Here is a 21,230-nt window from a genome sequence, read left to right on the forward strand (position 1 = left end):
TAATAAGTCTAAATAAAAACAATAAAAAATTGATTAAAAAATACTTAACCAATTGGATGTTAATGGTTTTACTTTTAAAATAATTTTATATCATTTTAAGGTTTGAAAATATAAACATCTGATAAGGTATAAAAGCAAAAAGACGCTCTGTAAAAGAGCGTCTTTTTATGTTAACTGAGATTGAGAACTGAGACTGAGACTGAAAACTTATTTAGTAATCTCTCTAAAAACAGCTTCTAAGTTTTTATTCTTCTGATTCAATTGTAATGTTTTTAAACCATTTTCGTTAGCGAAATCAAAAATAGCAGGACGCATATCTTTTTCTGCTACAAAGGTTAATTCCCAGGTCATATCGTGGGTATTTTTGTAAGAAATAATATTTGGGAGTTTTGATAAAAGCTGTTCTTCAACCTGATAATCAAATTCAACTTCGATAACTTGTTCCTTATTTTCAGAAACCAGATGATCTAATTTTTTATCAGCCACGATTTGTCCTTTGTCAATAATAATGACCCGATCACAAATAGCTTCTACTTCCTGCATGATGTGAGTAGATAAAAAAACCGTTTTATCTTTTCCAACGTTTTTAATCACATTTCGAATTTCCATTAACTGATTCGGGTCCAAACCAGTAGTGGGTTCATCCAAAATTAAAACGTCGGGATTATGTAATAAAGCGTTGGCAAGTCCCACACGCTGGCGGTATCCTTTTGATAATTGCCCTATTTTTTTATGACTTTCAGCTGACAGTCCTGTCAGTTGAATTACTTCTTCAATCCTTGATTTTGCTACCTTGTAAACATCGGCATTAAAAGCCAAATACTCACGAACATACAAGTCCATATATAGCGGATTATGCTCTGGTAAATAACCAATAGAACGTTGCACCGCTTTTGCATCCGTCATGACATCGTGACTGTTTACAAGGGCTGAGCCTTCATCTGCCAATAAATAAGTCGTTAAAATTTTCATTAAAGTAGATTTTCCTGCACCGTTTGGCCCAAGAAATCCAACAATTTCTCCTTTTTGAATGGAGAACGAAATTTCGTTTAAGGCTTTTTGAGATCCGTAACTTTTTGATATGTTGTTTACTTCTATCGACATGACTTTTTATTTGCTACAAAAGTAAACAGAAATAGTTTTGATTGCTAAATTTTGTCTTTCAAAGAATTTATTTAAAAATGTAAGGAGTAAAAATTGTGGCATCTTTATTGTTAAAGGAGTATTAAAATTTAACAAATATCACACATGAAAAAAATGTTAGTTGTTGTTGCATTAGCTATTGTTAGCTTTGCAAATGCTCAAAAAAAAGGTTCTATTTTAGTTATGGGAAGTATTGAGTACAATTCTCAAAACGTATCTAATTCTGGTTCAGAAGACACGTACAATAATTTTGCTTTTTCACCTAAAGTTGGATATCAATTTCACGAAAACTGGACTGCAGGTATCGAGGCTGGATTTGGTACTTCAAAACAAGAGACAAATAATAATAACGAGTATAAAACAGACACTTTCTCTTTAGGAGGTTTTTTACGTTATGCTAAACCATTAAACCAAACATTCTCTGCTTATGCTGATTTAGGTGTTGGATATCAAAGCAGAAAAGTAACACAAGATGTGGGGCCGATCGATGCAATAAATAAAGGAGACGGTTTTTATATTGGAATTACTCCGGCAATTTTAGTTAATGTTGGTAAAGGATTTGGTTTGAACTTCAACGTAGGAGGTTTAGGTTACAATACTTTAAATTATGACGGAAATGATGGAAATGGAGACAATGTGAAAAATTTCAATTTCTCTTTTGGAAAACAATTTTCTGTAGGGATTTCAAAGAATTTCTAATTTTAGAATATATTTCAATTTCAGAAAAGCATCCGCTGCGGCGGATGCTTTTTTTGTTTTCTCAAATCTTGTAAAAACTAAAATTTCTCATTTAGCCCCGATAGGAGCGATATCCTTTTGTGTCCGCCGCGGCGGACACAAAAGATATAGCGGATAGCGGGACTGAAGGTGTTTTGAAAATAAAATCTTCTGCTTCAAAAAAATATAATTATCTTTTTTCTTATAAACAATAATGCCAACAGAAGTGAAATCGAAACTAAATCATAACTACAAGAATTTTCGATTCCACTTGTTGACACTAAAAAACAAAAATATAATAAGATAAAATTAGGCAGTCACTCCATTTTCAACGGCAGCTCGCATTTCCTGAGCGGCGGCAACCATTTCGATTAAAGCTTTTTTTGTTTCATCCCAATGACGTGTTTTTAAACCACAATCCGGATTTACCCATAATTGATCAACCGGAATAACAGCTGAAGCTTTTTCGAGCAAACGGATCATTTCGGGCTTGAAGGCACACGTAGCGAGTGAATATCATAAACTCCTGGACCAATTTCGTTTGGATATTTAAAGTTGGCAAACGCATCTAAAAGTTCCATTTGCGAACGCGAACATTCAATCGTAATTACGTCAGCATCCATATCAGCAATATTCTGAATGATATCGTTGAATTCGCTGTAGCACAAATGCGTGTGAATTTGTGTGTCGTCCTGAACGCCAGAGGCAGAAATTCGAAATGCTTTTACAGCCCAATCCAGATAATTTACCCATTCTTCTTTTCTCAACGGTAAAGCTTCACGAATTGCAGGTTCATCAATTTGAATGATTTTGATTCCGGCTTTTTCAAGATCTACAACTTCATCACGAATGGCCAATGCAATTTGCAGCACGGCATTGGAGTTTTAAATATTTTGCCACAGATTACACAGATTATAATGATTTTTATGTGCTTGATGTTTAAATTTCCGCCACGAATTCACGAATTATTTTAAATCCAATGATTTAAAATAATTCGTGAATTCGTGGCGATAAAACTTAAATCAAATTAATCTCGGGCCTATTTTTATTCGATATTATCATAAAATAAAATGTAATTTTGATTCTCAATCTAAAATTATAAATGAAAGAGGAAGATTTTAAAATTGAAAATTATTTAGTAGCATCAAAACAGAAGCGAATTTTAAATTTTATTATTGATAGTCTAATAAAGGTTATTATTGTTAGATTGCTACTAGCTTTTCTAATTAACTTGGAAATTTCAAAAGGAATAAATCTTTCAGATATGATTGAGCGTTATTTGTTTTGGAGCATAATCAGTTTTGTGTATTTCGGAATTACAGAAGGGTTTCTTGCTCGATCACCAGCTAAATATTTAACCAAAACAATTGTTGTAATGGAGGACGGTTCAAAGCCAACCGCAAGAATTATCTTAACCCGAACTATTTTGCGTATTTTGCCTTTTGAGCCATGGACTTTTTTAAGAGGGCGTGATTTAGGTTTACATGATGAAAATTCAGGGACTTTTGTTGTTGTGAAATCTAAACTTGAAGAAAAAATGAAAGATCATTTTGAATTAATATCTTTAGAAAAAGCATAAAATAAATGTACTTTTGAGGTTAGTAAATCTAAAATGTAAAATCACAAATCTAAAATAAGAAATGAACTGGGAACAACTTTTATCATTAAAACGCCAAGGAGATACTAGCAAAAGATTACGTGTAGAACAAGATGATACGCGATTGGGTTTTGAGGTAGATTATGACCGAATTATTTTCTCGGCTGCGTTTCGATCTTTGCAGGATAAAACTCAGGTTATTCCACTTTCTAAAACAGATTTCGTACACACAAGGTTAACGCATAGTCTAGAAGTATCAGTTGTTGGGCGTTCTTTAGGGCGTTTGGTTGGAAAAAAAATTCTTGAAAAATATCCTCATTTAAAAGAAATTCATGGTTATCATATGAATGATTTTGGAGCAATAGTTGCGGCGGCTTCATTGGCGCATGATATTGGGAATCCTCCTTTTGGACATTCAGGTGAAAAAGCAATTGGAGAGTATTTTTCAATTGGAAATGGATTAAAGTACAAAGATAAACTGACGGCAAAACAATGGCAGGATTTAATTGATTTTGAAGGAAATGCCAATGGATTTTCGGTTCTTACGGCAAGTCGTCCGGGAATTGAAGGAGGACTTCGAATTTCATACGCTACTTTGGGTGCTTTTATGAAATATCCAAAAGAAAGCCTTCCTAAAAAACCAACCAATAATATTGCAGATAAAAAATACGGCTTCTTTCAGACGGATAAATCATTCTTTGAAGAAGTAGCCAATGATATGGGAATGATCGCCAATAAAGAAGATGGTGATATTGGTTTTGAAAGACACCCTTTGGCCTATTTGGTTGAAGCTGCAGATGATATTTGTTATACTATTATTGACTTTGAAGACGGAATAAATCTGGGATTAGTTTCTGAAGATTATGCTTTAGAGTATCTTATAAAATTGGTAAAAGATAATATTGGAGTTGCTAAATATAAATTATTGGAAACCAAAGAAGACCGTATCAGTTATTTGCGTGCTTTAGCAATTGGTGCTTTGATCAGTGATGCCGTAGATGTTTTTGTGGAGAATGAAGAAGCAATTCTGCGTGGAGAATTTCCATATGCCTTAACCGATAAAAGCAAGTATAAAGCGCAAATGAATGATATTATCAACTTAAGTGTCGAGAAAATCTATCAAAGCCGAGAAGTAATCGAGAAAGAAATTGTGGGGTATCAGATTATTCAAACCCTGCTGGATAAATTTATAACCGCTTTTAATAATAAATATGACGGAACGGCTTCCAACTATGATAAATTGATTTTGAAAATGTTGCCTGAAAAACATCATTTAGACAAAGGTAATTTATACGAGCGTTTATTACATATCTGTCATTATGTTTCATTGCTAACCGATGGAAATGCGTTGGAATTATTTGAAACAATTAACGGAAGAAAAAATAATTAAATAGAATTTTCTACCAGGTTTAAAATAAAAACACCCTATAANNTTATAGGGTGTTTTTATTTTCTCAATATTGAGAAATATGTTTTTTATTGAAAAGCATATACCAGACCAACACCTAAGACTTGTCTTAATTGCGCTCTTGGACCATCATTAACCTGAGATGTTGTTCCGGTAGTTGGATCAACAACATCTTTTTTAGTTTTGATATCATCATCATATACTAAATGTACGCCAATATTTGCTTTAACATAAGCATTTACCACAAGATCTAAACGAGTATCATAATCGACATCGACGTTTCCGAATTTGTTTAAATAATCAGTATAAAGGCTTAATCTGTTTTCGTAGAATATATTTTTATAAATCTCGTTTTTCATGTAGGCTGTTAACAAAATACCGAATTCGGCTTTTACTTTTTGTCCTTCCTGAACTAATATCTGCGCTGTAGGATCCAGAGGATCTGGTGCGTAAACTGCTTTTCTAACACCAAAAGATCCTTGATTGGCCAAGTAGTCGTCGAGTACCAAAGTCGTCTTTAAAGTAATTGGAGAGAAATAAAAAGTTCTGTTTTTCTGCTTGTTTGAATTTTCAGCTCCGGCTCCTAAAAAGATATAAGCTGGTGCAAAAGGTTTCGAAATGGCGATATCTCTGTTTGGATAATTGTAACCGTTTGAAAATTGTGTGTTGAAATTAAATTTCGCTGAATAATACCAATTTGAAACGGTGTCTTTTCTGAAACCATAAGTTGAATTAATTAAAAGGGCATCATCAGTTTTTCTTAGCTCGGTACCATCCTGTTTGTTTAAACCGTATTTTACAATGAGTTCGTTTACCCATTTATGATTTCCTTTAACGTAAGTTCTTCCAAATTCACCTTTAAATAAACCTGAAATAGAACTTGTTCCCCCTGCACTCCAGTTCACAAAGGCAATTTCGGAAATGTCAAAACCTACTTGATTTTTCTTAGTCCAGTTAGAGGGCAATTTTGGTAATTGATTTGGATCTAAAGTGGTTTGGATAATTTGAGCAAAGTTATTTGAAGTACACAAAAGCAGTAACAGCAAAAGGGTAGCACGCAATAATTTCATTAGGTTGGTTTTAATATTTCGGTTGTGCAAAATAATTATTTTGAATCATTAGAAAAAAGATTTACCAAACTTTTAACGTCAATTTTACACAATTGTTGTAACTGATTTACGGTTCCATGCTCAATAAATACGTCTGGAATACCCAAAATTTGAATATCATTTTTATAATTATTTGCAGCAGCAAACTCTAAAACAGCACTTCCAAATCCTCCATTTATTGTCGCTTCTTCTATAGTAATTATACTGCTGAAGTTAGAAAAAATAAAGTGTAATGTGTTGTTGTCTAAAGGTTTAATAAAAGAAAAGTCATAATGTGCAATTTCATTAGAATTGGAACTCTCCTTCAGTGCGTCTATAACATTATTCCCAATGCTTCCTGTCGACAGAACCGCAATTTTTGTGCCGTTTTTCAGGCAGTTTGCCTCGCCAATTTTAATTTTATGATAATGTCCGAAATTTTCTACTTCCCATTTTGGTAAAACGCCCCGACCTCTCGGATATCGAATTGCGATAGGATGATTTAGCCCCAGTTGAGCGGTATATAAAATGTTTTGAAGCGCAATTTCGTTGATTGGTGCGTAAATAATCATGTTCGGAATTGCTCTTAAATAAGCGATATCAAAAACCCCATGATGCGTTGCGCCATCTTCACCAACCAAACCGGCTCTGTCTAAACAAAAAATAACGGGAAGATTTTGTAAAGCCACATCGTGAATAACCTGATCATAAGCACGCTGTAAAAATGTCGAATAAATGTTACAGTACACGATCATACCCTGGGTCGCCATTCCGGCCGCAAGGGTTACGGCGTGTTGTTCTGCAATTCCAACATCAAAAGCACGTTCCGGAATTTCATCCATCATAAATTTTAAAGAACTTCCTGAAGGCATTGCAGGCGTAATTCCGATGATTTTTTCATTCTTTCTGGCTAAATCTAAAATCGTCAAGCCAAAAACATCCTGATATTTTGGTGGAAGATTTTCTTCTGATTTTAAAAGCAGTTCTCCTGTTGCAGCATCAAATTTTCCAGGAGCATGATATTTTACCTGATTTTCTTCAGCCTGCTGTAAACCTTTTCCTTTTGTGGTTACAATATGAAGGAATTTAGGCCCTTTTATGTTTTTTAATCTGTTTAATTCTTTTATTAAATTCGGAAGATCATGACCGTCAATTGGACCAGAATAATCAAAATTCAGTGACTTAATCATATTATTTTTCTTCGGATTTTTCCCTTCCTTAACCGCAGTAAGATATTGTTTAAGTGCACCAACACTCGGATCAATTCCGATAGCATTGTCATTCAGAATAACCAGTAAATTAGCATCTGTAACTCCAGCGTGATTCAAACCTTCAAAAGCCATTCCGGATGCAATGGAAGCATCGCCAATAACTGCAATGTGCTGTTTGTTGAGATCCCCTTTTAATTGGGAAGCAATCGCCATTCCCAGTGCAGCAGAGATTGAAGTTGAAGAATGTCCAACACCAAAAGTATCATAAACACTTTCACTTCTTTTCGGGAAACCTGAAATACCTCCAATTTGTCTGTTGGTGTGAAAGTTTTCTCTTCTTTCGGTCAAAATTTTATGTCCGTAAGCCTGATGGCCAACATCCCAAACCAATAAATCTTCAGGTGTATTGAAAACATAATGTAAAGCAATGGTCAATTCAACAACGCCTAAACTCGCTCCCAAATGACCTTCTTTCACAGAAACAACATCAATTATAAATTGACGCAATTCTTTCGCAACCTCTGGAAGTTGTGCTTCAGAAAGTAAACGTAAATCGGCAGGATTGACTATGTTGGAGAGTAAGTTGCTTTTCATTATAAGGTAAAAAGCAAATTTACGGTTTTAAATTTAATTTTTAGACTGAGATCTCATTCCAATACAATGGGTAAGGAATATTGTATTCTTGTTTTTTTTCCATTAGATGTTGCAGGTTGCCATTTAGGGCATAAACTTAGAACTCTATTAATTTCTGTTTCTAAAGTTTTGTCAATAACTGGATCAGATTGCAAAAAAGATGCAGAGCCGTTTCTTTCTACTACAAACGAAAGCTTGATCTTGAGATTTGTAGTAGTAATGTTTTCGGGTTTTTTAAATTCCTTTTCAAAAAAATTATAGAATTGTTCAATACCACCAGGGAATTCTGCATTGGTTTCAATTGCTACACCACCGTTATAAACTTCATCTTCGACGCTAGTTTTATGCTTTATTGTTTCGCTACAATTATTCGCTTTTGATTTAAGGTTTTTTGTGTTTTTTATTTCTGTTTTTCCTTTTACAAATTTAACCTGGTCAATTTTTGGAGGTGGTGGTGGAGGTAAAATGGTATCGTGTAAATTAGTAATTTTTGCGTCACCAACGGAAATATGTTCTACCGGAACATCCTCTTGAACAACTTCAATTTTATCAATTTTTTGCTTGTTTCCACTTTTATCCTGGCAACTAAACAAGGTTGTTCCCATGGCGATAAACAAAGCCAGTAAAAATATTTTAGGATAATGTGTTTGAGTGTGTAAAACACGACTCGGAATTTGAATTGTTATTGTATCTAATTGAGATTTCTTAAATCTTCCGCAAATTTTATTATTTTGATTTTGGATGAAAAAATGCTGTATTTCATGGGGTAACATCGTTGTAAAGTCAACAACAGTTTTAGAACAACTCAGACAGAAACGACCATTTTCGTTTGGAGTCATTTTATCCCAATTTTCATGGCAGGGTTCAGGAATGGTTATTTTATGTTTCATTCTTTATTACTTAAATGGAATTTGCAAAGTGTAAGTGGAGCGAACAATTCTATTTTTTCGTTTGCCCGGAATCCACTTTGGCGTTTTTTCTAAAATTCCGATGATATCTTTTTCACTTGCTGCTGTTGTATTTTCAAGTATATTAAAATTACTAAGACTTCCGTCGCCTTCAATCACAAATAAAACGGATATTTCTCCTTGTTTTGCCGTGATAAGATTTTTTGAAAAATTAGAATTGAATTTTTTTATTCCATTTTTTGGAACAGCTGCAACGTCTAAATCATGTGAATTATAAATAATTCCGTATTGTCCGGATTGAGGTTCCTCTTGTCCAGATTGAGAATGTTCTTGGGTGTTAAGTTTTTCTACAGGCATCAAAATAATTCCAGTAGTAGCGTGTTGTTCTGGTTTGATATCTTCTACGACTTCAATTGTATCTATTTTTTTCTTATTGCCGTCTTTGTCCTGACAACTAAATAATGTAGTGCCCATAGCTATAAAAAGCGCCAATAAAAACATTTTTCGATAATGGATTTGGCTGTATAATATTTGAGATGGAATCTGAATATTTATTTCACTTAGCTGCTCACTTTTAAGTCTTCCACAGACATTTTTATGTGAAATAAAATAGTGCTGAATTTCCTCCGGAAGCATTGATGTAAAATCAACAACTGTTTTAGAACAGCTCATACAAAAACGGCCATTGTCTTTAGGAGCCATTTCGTCCCAATTTTCATGGCAGGGTTCAGGAATTGTTATTTTGTATTTTCTTTCCATGGTTGAAATTTCAATATTTAAATATAATAAAAAATCAATACGAAAATCATATCCAAAAATGATGAGGCGATTAATTTTGATAAAGTAATTGAAAAGAGATAAAATATAAGGTTTTAATCAATGCTTTTTAGATATTTAATTCAGAAATAATTATTTCAAAAATGTACTTTTGCAACTATGATAAATCCTTTCACCGACGAATACTTTATGAAGAAAGCTTTGCAGGAAGCTGAAATGGCCTTTGATAAAGGTGAAATTCCTGTTGGAGCTGTTATTGTAGTGGCTAATAAAGTAATTGCAAGCAGTCATAATTTAACCGAATTGTTGAACGACGTTACAGCTCATGCCGAAATGCAATCGATAACCGCTGCAGCAAATTTTCTTGGCGGAAAATATCTTAAAGATTGTACCTTATATGTGACCCTCGAACCATGCCAAATGTGTGCAGGGGCTTTGTACTGGAGTCAGATTTCGAAAATCGTTTTTGGTGCCCGTGATGAACAACGTGGTTTTATGGTTATGGGAACAAAACTGCATCCTAAAACGACCGTCGTTTCTGGAATTATGGCCAATGAAGCAGCTGATTTAATGAAACGTTTTTTTCTGGAAAGGAGAAAATAATTTTTAAAAACTTCAACAAAAGTTAAATAGTTAGAGTAGCGAATTTTCCTCTTAAAATATTTCAGAAAATACTTTATATTTACTACAATATAATTGGCATTTGGCTAGTTATGGTTTTAATAGTAAAATGTTAAAACGTTCTGTCATTTTTTAAAATTCGTAACCCATTAACTCTAAATAAAAGTGAAAGCAAAAGGATTAGTTCTCGTGTTTTGTGTGTTTTTTATTTTTCAATCTTGCGGTAGAAAATCAGCTGCCGATTTCAATTCCGATTTTTCATTATTTAAAGAGTATATAGTCAGTTTCACGGGGGGAATAGTCTCGTCGGAATCTGATATTCGGGTGGTTTTGGCTTTCGATAAAAAAGAATGGAAAGCCGGTCAGGTTTTAGACAATGATTTGTTTGATATTTCTCCAAGTGTCGACGGTAAAGTCGTAGCACTTTCTCCTAATACAATTGCTTTTATTCCGGAAAAAAAACTGAAACCGGGAACAGAATATCAGGTTACTTTAAACTTAGATAAAATCATCACGCTTCCAAAAGAGAAAGAGGCGGCACTCTCTGATTTTAATTTTACGGTTAAAACCATCAAGCAGGATTTTACAATCAATACGGCTGATATTCAATCGTACAGCAAAGAATATCAATACCTAAACTGCGTTCTTAAAACAGCAGATAATATTGATATAGAAACCGCTAAAAAGTTAGTTGAAGCCAGGCAAAAAGGGAATAATCTTAAAATTAAATTTGATGCAAAATCGGGTTCTGCAAAAGAGTTCCATTTTATAATTGACAGTATTCAGCGTTATTCTGAAGCAACAAATCTGGAGATTATTTACGATGGAAGCGATTTTGATATTGATCAAAAAGGGCAGATCGATGTTCCGATTACGAATATAAACGAATTTAAAATCGTTAAAGTCGAAGTTCCCGACGGAAGCAATCAATCGGTTTTGATTAACTTCTCTGAACCTTTAGAAAAAGGACAGAATTTCGCAGGTTTGGTTTCAATTCAGAATACCAATAATCTAAAATTCTCCACTCAGGGGAATTTACTGAAAGTGTATTTCAACAATGAAAAAACACCCGTTAAAAAAGAAGCTGAGGTTTCAGTACCTGTAGAGGAATCAGCAGTTTCGTTAGTAGATTCGGCTGCAGTTGTAGTTGATAGTGCTGCGGCGGTAGTTGATGATGTGGTAGAAGTGGTTCAAAACGAAGAAGCAGAACCGGAACAAATTTTGGCCGGAGATTTATTGATTGAAGTTTTTCAGGGAATCGAAAGTCAGTATGGCAAAAAAATGGACTCCAATTACACCGGGAAAATCTCTTTTGACCAAATAAAACCAAGCATCAAATTCATTAAAAACGGAACTATTCTTCCAAGTTCCAATAATTTAAAATTGAATTTTGAAGCGGTAAACTTAAGTGCTGTAGATGTAAAAGTGTATAAAATTTACAAGAATAATATACTGCAATTTCTTCAGTACAATGAATTAAACGGGGCTCAAAATCTCAAGAAAGTAGCTCAGCCCATCGCCAAAACAACGCTGAATTTAATTGAAAGTAAATTAATAAATCCGGCTAAATGGAACACTTTTGCTTTGGATTTATCTAAAATAATCACGCCGGAGCCAGGAGCAATTTATAGAGTAGAATTTGTTTACAAAAAGAAATATTCTTTGTATAAATGTGAAACTTCAGAAGCAGATTCAAATGACGAAGAAGAGGAGGAAGCGGATGAAAATGATGTGAATTATAGCGAGAACTCTTACGATGATTATTATTACGATGATTACGAATGGAGAGAAAGTCAGGATCCATGTACCAGCTCTTATTTTTACAATGCTAAAATTGCAACTAATATTCTGGCTACAGATTTGGGCGTAATTGCAAAAAGAGGCGAAAATAAATCGTATGTATTTGCTGTAAACAACATTGTAACAACAGAACCGGTTTCGAATGCAAGAGTAGATTTGTATACGTATCAGCAGCAAAAAATAGCTACTGCGGCGACAAGCAGTGAAGGAATTGCTTCTTTTCAGCTGAATAAATTTGCTTATTTTGCTATTGTTACTTTAGGAAATCAGTCCACTTACGTGAAGCTGGATGACGGACTTTCTTTGTCTGTCAGTAATTTTGATGTTGCCGGCGAAACTTTGCAAAAAGGTTTAAAGGGCTTTATTTATGGAGAACGTGGCGTTTGGCGTCCGGGCGATAATCTGTATTTGTCTTTTATTTTGAATGATGCATCAAACAAACTTCCAAAATCACACCCAATCAAATTTAGACTGAATGATCCAAATGGTAAGACTGTTTATCAGACTGTTCAAAAAACAAATGAATTAAACCATTACGCTTTTACCGTTCCAACAAGCCAGGATGCACCAACAGGAAATTGGGAAGCGATGGTAAGCGTTGGTGGAGCTAAATTTTATAAAAGTATCAAAATTGAAACGATCAAACCGAACCGCTTAAAAATTAAAAACAATTTCTCCAGAAAAACACTTTCATCTTATTATCCAAACACGAGCAATCTCGAAGTGACCTGGCTTCACGGTGCCATTGCTAAAAATTTGAATGTAGAAATGCAGGCAAAATTTTCTCAGCAAACAACCACTTTTAAAGGGTATGAGAAATTTAGTTTTGATGATTTAGTGCGTCAATTCAGCACAGAAGAAATTAATGTTTTCTCCGGAAAATTAAATGAAAACGGAAAAGCATCGGTAAATATTCAGCCAAAATTACAAGGTCAGGCACCGGGAATGCTTCGTGCTTCATTCATCACAAAAGTGTATGAAGAAGGTGGAGATTTTAGTACCGATGTAATTTCGACAACTTATTCTCCATACAAAACCTATGTCGGAATTAAATCTCCGGAACCTAACAAATACGGAATGCTGGAAACCAGAACCAATAACCGTTTTGATATTGTGACGGTGGATGAAAATGGAAGGCCAAAATCAGTCAGAAATCTTGAAGTAAAAGTGTATAAAGTAGAATGGCGCTGGTGGTGGGATGCTTCAAGTGATAATTTATCGAATTATAATTCTTCGAATGCGACTACTTCATACAAAACATTTGTAATCAATACGGACTCAGGTGGAAAAGGAAGTGTTCAGTTTTCATTAACTGATGAAGAATGGGGACGTTATTTGATCCGTGTTTCGGACAATGCAGATGGTCATGCAACAGCTTTAACGGTAAACATAGACTGGCCAATTTGGTCTGGAAAAACGCGTAACAGAGATGCTTCAACAGCCAATATGTTGGTTTTTTCTACAGATAAGAAAAACTATGCTGTAGGCGAAAAAGCACAGATTTCTTTCCCTTCGAGTGAAGGCGGAAGAGCTTTAATCTCTATTGAAAATGGATCAAAAGTAGTACAGACCATATGGGCAAAAACACAAAAAGGAGAAACAAAAGTGGAGGTTCCAATAACTTCGGCAATGGCTCCAAATGTGTATTTTAATATCACCTTATTACAGCCTCACGCTTCAACGAAAAATGATTCGCCAATTCGTATGTACGGAATCGTTCCGATTGAAGTAGTGGATAAAAATACCATTTTGGCACCAACACTTTCAATGCCGGATGTTTTAAAACCAGAGCAAACCTTTACGGTAAAAGTGGGAGAAAAAACCGGAAAAGAAATGACCTATACCATTGCAGTTGTCGATGAAGGTTTACTGGATTTAACCCGTTTTAAAACACCAAATGCGTGGGATAGTTTTTACGTTCGTGAAGCTTTAGGCGTTAAAACCTGGGATATTTACGATGATGTAATTGGAGCGTATGGCGGAAAAATAAATCAGATTTTCAGTATTGGTGGAGATCAGGATTTAGGCGGTGGAAAAGCTAAGAAAGCAAATCGATTTAAACCTGTGGTGCTTTATTACGGTCCGTTTAAATTAGAAAAAGGACAAACGAAATCACACCAACTAAAATTACCAAAATATATTGGTTCAGTTCGAACTATGGTAGTTGCAGGAGATGCAAATACAAGTGCGTACGGAAGTGTTGAAAAAGCAACTCCGGTTAAAAGTCCGTTGATGGTTTTGGCTTCGTTGCCGAGAAAAATTTCACCATCAGAAAAAGTAACAATTCCGGTTACTGTTTTTGCAACGGAAAATAATATCAAAAATGTCTCAATTCAGATTAAAACAAGCAACGGTTTAAAAGTGATGGGAAGCGCAACGCAGTCCCTGACTTTTGCTTCGCCTGACGAAAAGATGGCCAATTTCAATTTGGTTGTAGGTGCTACTACCGGAATTGCAAAAGTTCAGGTTATTGCGACTTCCGGAAAAGAGAAATCGGTTTATGATGTCGAAATCGATATGACGAATCCAAATCCGGTTACGAATACTTTTACCGATGTGATACTGCCTCCAAACAGTACCAAAACGATTTCATGGAAAACCTTTGGAGTTTCAGGAAGCAATAAAGCAAGATTGGAAGTTTCGTCAATGCCAACAATGAATCTGAACGGAAGATTGCAATATCTTATTCAGTATCCTCATGGTTGTGTGGAGCAAACAACTTCTTCGGTTTTTCCACAATTGTATTTAAATGATGTTGTTGATTTGGATGCAACTCGTAAAGCACTTATTCAAAAAAATATTACGGCTGGAATTACAAGATTGGGAAGTTTTCAATTATCAAATGGAGGTGTGGCTTACTGGCAAGGCAATACAATTGCAGATGATTGGGGAACTTCATATGCAGGACATTTCCTGATTGAAGCAGAGAAAAAAGGATATGTGTTGCCAATTAATTTCAAATCAAAATGGATTTCGTATCAACAACGCGAAGCAAAACAATGGCGTTTTGAACCGAAATACGGAAATGATTTAGCGCAGGCTTATAGATTATACACTTTGGCCTTAGCCGGAAATGCCGATTTATCGTCGATGAACAGATTAAGAGAAACCAAAGGAATTTCAAACGAAAGTAAGCTGCGTTTAGCGGCGGCATATGTTTTGGCGGGTCAAAAATCGGCAGGACTGAATTTGTTTTTACATAGCAAAATTGAAGACGAATCAAGTAATTATAATTATTACTATTACGGTTCAAGCGAGAGAAACAGAGCAATGGCTTTGGAGACAATGCTGCTTTTAGGACAAAAACAAAAAGCATTTGATATGGCTTCAAAATTAGCCAAACAAATGTCTAACAATCAGTGGATGAGCACCCAGACTACAGCGTATTGTTTGTATGCAATGTCGAAATTTGCTGTAAATAATGCTCCAAAAGGAATCAATATTCAGTTTAACAAAAATGGAAAAGGCGAGACGATAAACACTCAAAAAACAATCGCAGACAGAAGTTTGGTTGCTCAAACGGGTGCTAATAGCATAACGTTGAAAAACATTAAAAATAACACGGTTTACGTTCGTGTTTTGAACACTGGAATATTGCCAATCGGACAAGAGAAGGCAATTGAGAGTGATGTTTCGGCATCTATTGTTTTCAAAAACAGAAAAGGAAGTGTTATTAATGTTTCAAAAATCAGTCAGGGAACAGAATTTGTTGCTGAAGTAACGATAAGAAATCAAAGAAATGAGCATGTAGAAAATGTAGCATTATCGCAAATTCTGCCTTCAGGATTCGAAATTGTAAATACTCGTTTTACTGATTATGGAGATGCAACAAACAACATTGCAGATTACATTGATATTCGTGATGACCGAACTAATTTCTACTTTGGAATGAAAGCCGGAGAAACAAAAGTCTTTAGAATTTTGTTGAATGCTTCTTATCTGGGGAATTATTATTTACCAGGTTTACAATGTGAAGCCATGTATGATAATACTTTCTTAGCCAGAACAAAAGGATTCTGGGTTGAGGTGGTGAAATAAACGTATCCTAACAGGTTTCTAAAACCTGTTAGGTATTATTGGAGTTAGTTAAAGAAAGAAAAACATACCTAACAGGTTTTAAAAATCTGTTAGGATAATAAAATTAGAGAAGGTGAAGAAGGATTTTTTCGAAGAAGGACAATATTATCACATTTATAATAGAGGAAATAACAAAGAGAATATTTTTATTGAAGAAAAGAATTATAATTATTTTCTGGAAAAATTAAAAAAATATATTATTCCAATTGCTGATATTTATGCCTATTGTTTACTTAAGAATCATTTTCATATAGTTTTACGAATTAAGGATAGAAAAGATATACCGGAAAAATTTAAAGAAAAAATTCATTTACCATTTTCGAATTTGTTTAATGCCTATTCTAAAAGTATCAATAAAGCATATAATAGAACTGGGAGCCTATTTCAAGAACATCTGCAACGCAATAGAATTGAAAATGAAAATTATTTAAAGCAATTAATCATTTATGTTCATTTGAATCCGATTAAACATAAATTTACTGAACACTTCGATAATTATTTACATTCATCGTATCGTTCCTATTTATCAGTTAAACAAAGTAGTATTGATAGACAATTTATTCTTGAATTATTTGATGACTTAGAAAACTTTAAATTTTGTCATGATGAAAGAAGAATTGTTTATGAAGGAATACTAAATGACGTAAGTTTAAGTGACGATTAAAAGAGCCGTTTTATTATTTAGTTTTCTCTCCTAACAGGTTTTCAAAACCTGTTAGGTATGGTATTAAGAGAAAGTTGATTTTCTTATAGTTATTATTAAAAAGATACCTAACAGGTTTTGAAAACCTGTTAGGATACTAAAAAAACTTTCGAATTACTTTGAAAAATAAATTAATAGCGTTTTCACAACGCATTATAAATTGGATAAAAAAGAATAAAATAAAATCAGCAATTGCATTTCTGCTTTTGCTGATTTATTATTTCTCTATACCACGAACATTATTTCAGGAACCTTATTCAACGGTAATTGAAAGTAAAGAAGGAGAACTGCTTGGCGCAAAAATAGCCGATGACGGACAGTGGCGTTTTCCTGCGCAGGATAGTGTGCCTAATAAATTCAAAAAATGTATCGTTTATTTTGAAGACGAATATTTCTACAAGCACCCCGGATTTAATCCGGTGTCGATGTTAAACGCAATTAAACAAAACAAAAAGGCAGGCAAAGTGGTTCGAGGTGGAAGTACGTTAACACAGCAGGTTATTCGTTTATCCCGAAAAGGAAAAGGAAGAACCTATTTTGAAAAATTAATCGAAATCATTCTCGCAACCCGATTAGAATTGGGATATTCTAAAAATGAAATTCTTGAATTATATGCAGCTCATGCACCTTTTGGAGGAAATGTGGTTGGACTTGAAATGGCTTCGTGGCGTTATTTTGGAGTGCAATCGAGTCAATTATCATGGGCTGAGAATGCTGTATTGGCTGTTTTGCCTAATGCACCAAGTTTGATTTATCCGGGTAAAAATCAGATCAAGTTATTGAATAAACGTAACCAATTATTGTTGAAATTACATCAGGAAGGAATTATTGATCAACAGACTTACGAATTGTCAATTGATGAACCATTGCCGCAAAAACCTTATGATTTGCCTCAGATTGCGCCTCATTTGTTGCAGCGAGTTGCTAAAAGTGAAGAAGGAACCCGTGTAAAAACTACGATTGATTATGCTTTGCAAAACAGAGTCAATCAAATTGCAAGGTATTATTACAATCAGTACAAACAGAATGAAGTGAATAATCTGGCTATTTTAGTTATTGATGTTGAGAATCGAAACGTAATGAGTTATGTTGGTAATGCTCCAACAGATAAAGATCACCAAAAAGATGTTGACATTATTGATGCACCAAGAAGCACCGGTAGTATTTTGAAACCGCTTTTATACGCTGGAATGCTGGACGACGGCGAATTATTGCCGAATACTTTAGTAGCTGATGTACCAACGCAAATAGCAGGATATACACCGCAGAATTTTAATCTCACATTTGACGGAGCAGTTCCGGCACATCGCGCCTTGTCGCGATCGCTGAACATTCCTGCAGTTTTAATGCTTCAGGATTTTGGTGTGAATAAATTTTATGAAGAATTGCAAAAATTCAAATTAAGAGATATTAATAAAACACCAGATCATTACGGATTGTCGCTTATTTTGGGCGGTGCCGAAAGTAATTTATGGGATTTATGTCGAACGTATGCAGGATTGTCTTCAACTGTAAATTATTATACTAAAAAGCAAGCGAAGTATCGAACGAAGGAATTTATAGAGCTGAATTTTAAAAATGATTTTGAACCCGATTTTGGTTCAGAAACAGACCAAAAGAATATAATAGGCGCCGGAGCAATTTGGTTAACGTATAATGCAATGGAACAAGTAAACCGTCCGGAAGGAGATGAAGCCTGGAAGTTTTATGATAGCTCATTAAAAATTGCCTGGAAAACCGGAACCAGTTTTGGAAATAGAGATGCCTGGGCCATTGGTACCAATTCAAAATATGTAGTAGGGATTTGGGTGGGAAATGCAACAGGCGAGGGTAGACCAACCTTAACAGGAGTTACGAGTGCAGCACCTATTTTATTTGATGTTTTTAATTTATTGCCAAGACAAAAGTGGTTCGCAACACCTTATAAGGATTTAGAAGAAGTTGAGGTTTGTCGTTTAAGCGGTTATCTGGCAAAAGAAGATTGTCCTAAAATCAAACAATGGGTTTCTAAAAAAGGAAAATCTACGGCAGTTTGCCCGTATCATAAAAAGGTTCATTTAGATAAATCGGAGCGATTCCAGGTTAATAGCAGTTGCGAAAGTGTTGATAATATTATCACTAAAAGCTGGTTTGTTTTGCCTCCGGTTATGGCGTGGTATTACAAAAGTCAGCATATTGAATATTTGCCTTTGCCGCCATTTAAGGAAGATTGCCAGGGAACACAAACGACAACAATGGATTTTATTTATCCGAAAACGAATAGTAAAATTTATTTAACGAAGAATTTTAATAGCGAAGTGCAGCCTGTAATTCTGAAAGTCGCTTATTCAGAAAGAGATAAAGAATTGTTTTGGTATGTTGATGATGTTTATAAAGCGACCACCAAAACGTTTCATGAATTACCTATTACGCCAACTTCAGGAACGCATTATATCACAGTTGTTGATGCTTTTGGAAATGAAATTAGACGGAAAATTGAAATTGTGAGGGAATAAAGATTAAAAATTCCAAAATTAAGCACACTCAAAAGTTTTTTCCGCCACGAATTCACGAATTATTTTGTGAGTTTGTGGTTGTGTTTTTACCGCAAATTGCACAAATTGCCACAAATTTAATTAGTGAAAATTTGTGTAATTTGTGGCAAACCTTTTAAATCTGCGTGAAAAAATAATTCGTGAATTGCTTTACCATTTCGCTATCGGCTCGGGTCTAAATTTCAAATCAGGAAAATTGTAGTAAAAAAAATAGCCACGAATTCACGAATTAGTTTAAAATTAATTCGTGAATTCGTGGCGGAAAAAAAAGTCATAAAAAAACCGCCAATCTTTCGAGAGGCGGTTTTTATTTTATTCTGAAATAACATTTCCTTTTTTATCATAGAAATGGTATTCTAAGTACGTGTAAGCGTCACGAGGTATGATTTTCACCCATTTCTTATGTTCAAAAAACCATTTTGAACGTAATGATGGAAAACCTTTACTGAGGTATGCAGCCACAAACGGATGTACATTAAGCACGACGCCTTTGTGGATTTTTAAAATTCTGTCCAGATCAGATGCGATTTTATCAATGATTAAAATTGGCGCTTCAATTTCGCCATGTTCATTGTTTGGATCTTCTTCTCTAGTCTTAATATTAACTTCTGGTCTCACGCGTTGTCTGGTAATTTGAACTAAACCAAATTTACTAGGCGGTAAGATTTTATGTTTTGCTTTATCGTCGCTCATTTCTTCTCGCAAGAAGTCGAACAAGACTTTCCTGTTTTCAGGATTAGACATATCGATAAAATCAACTACGATTATTCCGCCCATATCACGCAAACGAAGTTGTCTGGCAATTTCAGCGGCAGCAATCATATTCACTTCCATGGCCGTGTCTTCCTGGTTGGTCGCCTTATTTGAACGGTTTCCGCTGTTTACGTCTATAACGTGAAGAGCTTCAGTATGTTCAATAATAAGATAGGCGCCTTTACTCATGGAAACGGTACGTCCAAATGAAGTTTTGATTTGTCTCTCTATATTGTATTTCTCGAAAATTGGAGTGTCATTTGATTGATAAAACTTTACAATCGATTGTTTTGAAGGTGCAATTTCTTGCAGATATTCCTTCGTTTGGTGGAACAACTCTTCGTCATCTATCTGAATACCGCTGAAGGTATCATTAAATACATCTCTTAATATCGAAGAAGCTCTGTTAAGCTCTCCTAATACTTTTGATGGATGATGAGCAGTTGGTAATTTTTTACACATTGCAGTCCATCTGCCAAGCAGGTTCTGCAAATCTTTTTCTAATTCGGCTACGTTTTTGCCTTCGGCTACTGTGCGAACAATAACACCAAATCCTTTAGGTTTGATCGATAGAACAAGTTTTTTTAGACGATCCTTTTCCTTTTTGTCTTCTATTTTTTGAGAAATAGAAACACGGTCAGAAAACGGAACGAGAACAATAAATCTTCCTGCCAATGAAAGCTCAGCGCTTATCCTTGGACCTTTGGTTGATATAGGTTCTTTAACAACTTGAACTAAAACAGATTGATTGGCACTTAAAATATCAGTAATGATGCCATCTTTGTCAATCTCTTTTTCAAACTGAAAGGTTTTTAGGGAGAAATCTTTTATTTTACCTGCGCTTACAAGTTTTATGAATTTCAGTTGGGAAGCTAAGTTAGGTCCTAAATCGTGATAATGTAAAAAGGCATCTTTTTCGAAGCCCACATTTACAAAAGCAGCGTTAAGTCCAGCAACTGGTTTTCGTATTTTGGCAATAAAAATATCACCAACCTGAAAGTTGCTTTTCTCTTCTTCTTTGTGTAATTCAATTAGTTTTCCATCTTTTAATAAGGCAAAATCTACGGCTTCAGAACTAGATCTAATGATTAATTCTTTATTCACACTGTAAATTTTTATCTGTTTTTTCAGAAAATAGAATATAGAGAAAAGAATATAGATTTAAAAAAGCTACAATCTAAAATCTAAGATCTAAAATCTTATCTACAGATGGATTAAACAATATTTTTAACAGGTATTGAACCCGGGGGATTTTAGTTA

13 protein-coding genes and 1 pseudogene are annotated in these 21,230 nt (G+C 34.5%); 7 read left to right on the forward strand and 7 right to left on the reverse strand.

Annotated elements, in window-relative coordinates:
- Positions 1 to 207 precede the first annotated feature (207 nt).
- Positions 208 to 1,104: a gliding motility-associated ABC transporter ATP-binding subunit GldA gene (gene gldA / locus B0A65_RS08340; RefSeq protein ID WP_074660450.1), complete on the reverse strand. Its 897-nt coding sequence runs from the start codon at positions 1,102 to 1,104 to the stop codon at positions 208 to 210.
- 144 nt (positions 1,105 to 1,248) lie between these two features.
- Here gldA and B0A65_RS08345 point away from each other — a divergent pair, with 144 nt between their 5' ends.
- Positions 1,249 to 1,842, forward strand: coding sequence for an outer membrane beta-barrel protein (locus tag B0A65_RS08345; RefSeq protein ID WP_074660451.1), 594 nt, complete (start codon positions 1,249 to 1,251; stop codon positions 1,840 to 1,842).
- Positions 1,843 to 2,169: 327 nt separating this feature from the next.
- Here the strand turns inward: B0A65_RS08345 and B0A65_RS08350 are convergent.
- Positions 2,170 to 2,741, reverse strand: a pseudogene (locus B0A65_RS08350) (5-methyltetrahydropteroyltriglutamate--homocysteine S-methyltransferase); the annotation flags it as partial.
- Between the two features lie 221 nt (positions 2,742 to 2,962).
- On the opposite strand from B0A65_RS08350, the gene B0A65_RS08355 reads away from it, so the two are divergent.
- Together B0A65_RS08355 and B0A65_RS08360 are read left to right on the forward strand one after the other, a co-directional pair.
- Entirely contained in the window at positions 2,963 to 3,439 is a 477-nt protein-coding gene (locus tag B0A65_RS08355) for an RDD family protein (protein ID WP_074660452.1), read from the forward strand.
- 61 nt (positions 3,440 to 3,500) lie between these two features.
- Positions 3,501 to 4,847 (forward strand): deoxyguanosinetriphosphate triphosphohydrolase, encoded by a 1,347-nt coding sequence (locus B0A65_RS08360; RefSeq protein ID WP_074660453.1) that lies wholly within the window; start codon positions 3,501 to 3,503, stop codon positions 4,845 to 4,847.
- A gap of 86 nt (positions 4,848 to 4,933) precedes the next feature.
- Here B0A65_RS08360 and B0A65_RS08365 read toward each other — a convergent pair whose 3' ends face one another.
- Genes B0A65_RS08365 through B0A65_RS08380 form a run of 4 tightly spaced genes read right to left on the reverse strand, consistent with a single transcriptional unit; the run spans position 4,934 to position 9,464 of the window.
- Positions 4,934 to 5,935, reverse strand: coding sequence for a DUF3078 domain-containing protein (locus B0A65_RS08365; RefSeq protein WP_074660454.1), 1,002 nt, complete (start codon positions 5,933 to 5,935; stop codon positions 4,934 to 4,936).
- Between the two features lie 35 nt (positions 5,936 to 5,970).
- Complete coding sequence (locus B0A65_RS08370; protein ID WP_074660455.1) at positions 5,971 to 7,758, reverse strand: 1-deoxy-D-xylulose-5-phosphate synthase; 1,788 nt, start codon at positions 7,756 to 7,758, stop codon at positions 5,971 to 5,973.
- A gap of 53 nt (positions 7,759 to 7,811) precedes the next feature.
- A complete protein-coding gene (locus tag B0A65_RS08375) occupies positions 7,812 to 8,687 on the reverse strand; it encodes a hypothetical protein (RefSeq protein ID WP_083370460.1) in 876 nt (291 codons plus the stop codon).
- Between the two features lie 6 nt (positions 8,688 to 8,693).
- Positions 8,694 to 9,464, reverse strand: coding sequence for a hypothetical protein (locus tag B0A65_RS08380; protein WP_074660456.1), 771 nt, complete (start codon positions 9,462 to 9,464; stop codon positions 8,694 to 8,696).
- 177 nt (positions 9,465 to 9,641) lie between these two features.
- Between B0A65_RS08380 and B0A65_RS08385 the strand changes: the two genes are divergently transcribed.
- The 4 genes from B0A65_RS08385 (at position 9,642) to pbpC (ending at position 19,178) form a co-directional block, all read left to right on the forward strand.
- On the forward strand, positions 9,642 to 10,085 hold the full coding sequence (locus B0A65_RS08385) for a nucleoside deaminase (RefSeq protein WP_074660457.1): 444 nt from the start codon (positions 9,642 to 9,644) through the stop codon (positions 10,083 to 10,085).
- Between the two features lie 183 nt (positions 10,086 to 10,268).
- Positions 10,269 to 15,941, forward strand: coding sequence for an alpha-2-macroglobulin family protein (locus B0A65_RS08390; RefSeq protein WP_074660458.1), 5,673 nt, complete (start codon positions 10,269 to 10,271; stop codon positions 15,939 to 15,941).
- Between the two features lie 112 nt (positions 15,942 to 16,053).
- Entirely contained in the window at positions 16,054 to 16,644 is a 591-nt protein-coding gene (locus tag B0A65_RS08395) for a transposase (protein WP_026983820.1), read from the forward strand.
- Positions 16,645 to 16,802: 158 nt separating this feature from the next.
- Positions 16,803 to 19,178 (forward strand): penicillin-binding protein 1C, encoded by a 2,376-nt coding sequence (gene pbpC, locus B0A65_RS08400; RefSeq protein ID WP_074660459.1) that lies wholly within the window; start codon positions 16,803 to 16,805, stop codon positions 19,176 to 19,178.
- A 351-nt stretch (positions 19,179 to 19,529) separates the two neighbouring features.
- Here pbpC and B0A65_RS08405 read toward each other — a convergent pair whose 3' ends face one another.
- Positions 19,530 to 21,074, reverse strand: coding sequence for an Rne/Rng family ribonuclease (locus tag B0A65_RS08405; RefSeq protein ID WP_074660460.1), 1,545 nt, complete (start codon positions 21,072 to 21,074; stop codon positions 19,530 to 19,532).
- Between the last annotated feature and the right edge of the window lie 156 nt (positions 21,075 to 21,230).

Origin of the sequence: Flavobacterium frigidimaris (assembly GCF_002217275.1) — a bacterium.
Lineage (GTDB): Bacteria > Bacteroidota > Bacteroidia > Flavobacteriales > Flavobacteriaceae > Flavobacterium > Flavobacterium aquidurense.

Excerpts from the sequence above, each read along its gene's own strand:
- B0A65_RS08345 (WP_074660451.1), top strand. The coding sequence starts at position 1,249 with ATGAAAAAAATGTTAGTTGTTGTTGCATTAGCTATTGTTAGCTTTGCA.
- B0A65_RS08355 (WP_074660452.1), top strand. The coding sequence starts at position 2,963 with ATGAAAGAGGAAGATTTTAAAATTGAAAATTATTTAGTAGCATCAAAA.
- B0A65_RS08370 (WP_074660455.1), bottom strand. The coding sequence starts at position 7,758 with ATGAAAAGCAACTTACTCTCCAACATAGTCAATCCTGCCGATTTACGT.
- B0A65_RS08365 (WP_074660454.1), bottom strand. The coding sequence starts at position 5,935 with ATGAAATTATTGCGTGCTACCCTTTTGCTGTTACTGCTTTTGTGTACT.
- B0A65_RS08380 (WP_074660456.1), bottom strand. The coding sequence starts at position 9,464 with ATGGAAAGAAAATACAAAATAACAATTCCTGAACCCTGCCATGAAAAT.
- B0A65_RS08385 (WP_074660457.1), top strand. The coding sequence starts at position 9,642 with ATGATAAATCCTTTCACCGACGAATACTTTATGAAGAAAGCTTTGCAG.
- B0A65_RS08375 (WP_083370460.1), bottom strand. The coding sequence starts at position 8,687 with ATGAAACATAAAATAACCATTCCTGAACCCTGCCATGAAAATTGGGAT.
- gldA (WP_074660450.1), bottom strand. The coding sequence starts at position 1,104 with ATGTCGATAGAAGTAAACAACATATCAAAAAGTTACGGATCTCAAAAA.
- B0A65_RS08360 (WP_074660453.1), top strand. The coding sequence starts at position 3,501 with ATGAACTGGGAACAACTTTTATCATTAAAACGCCAAGGAGATACTAGC.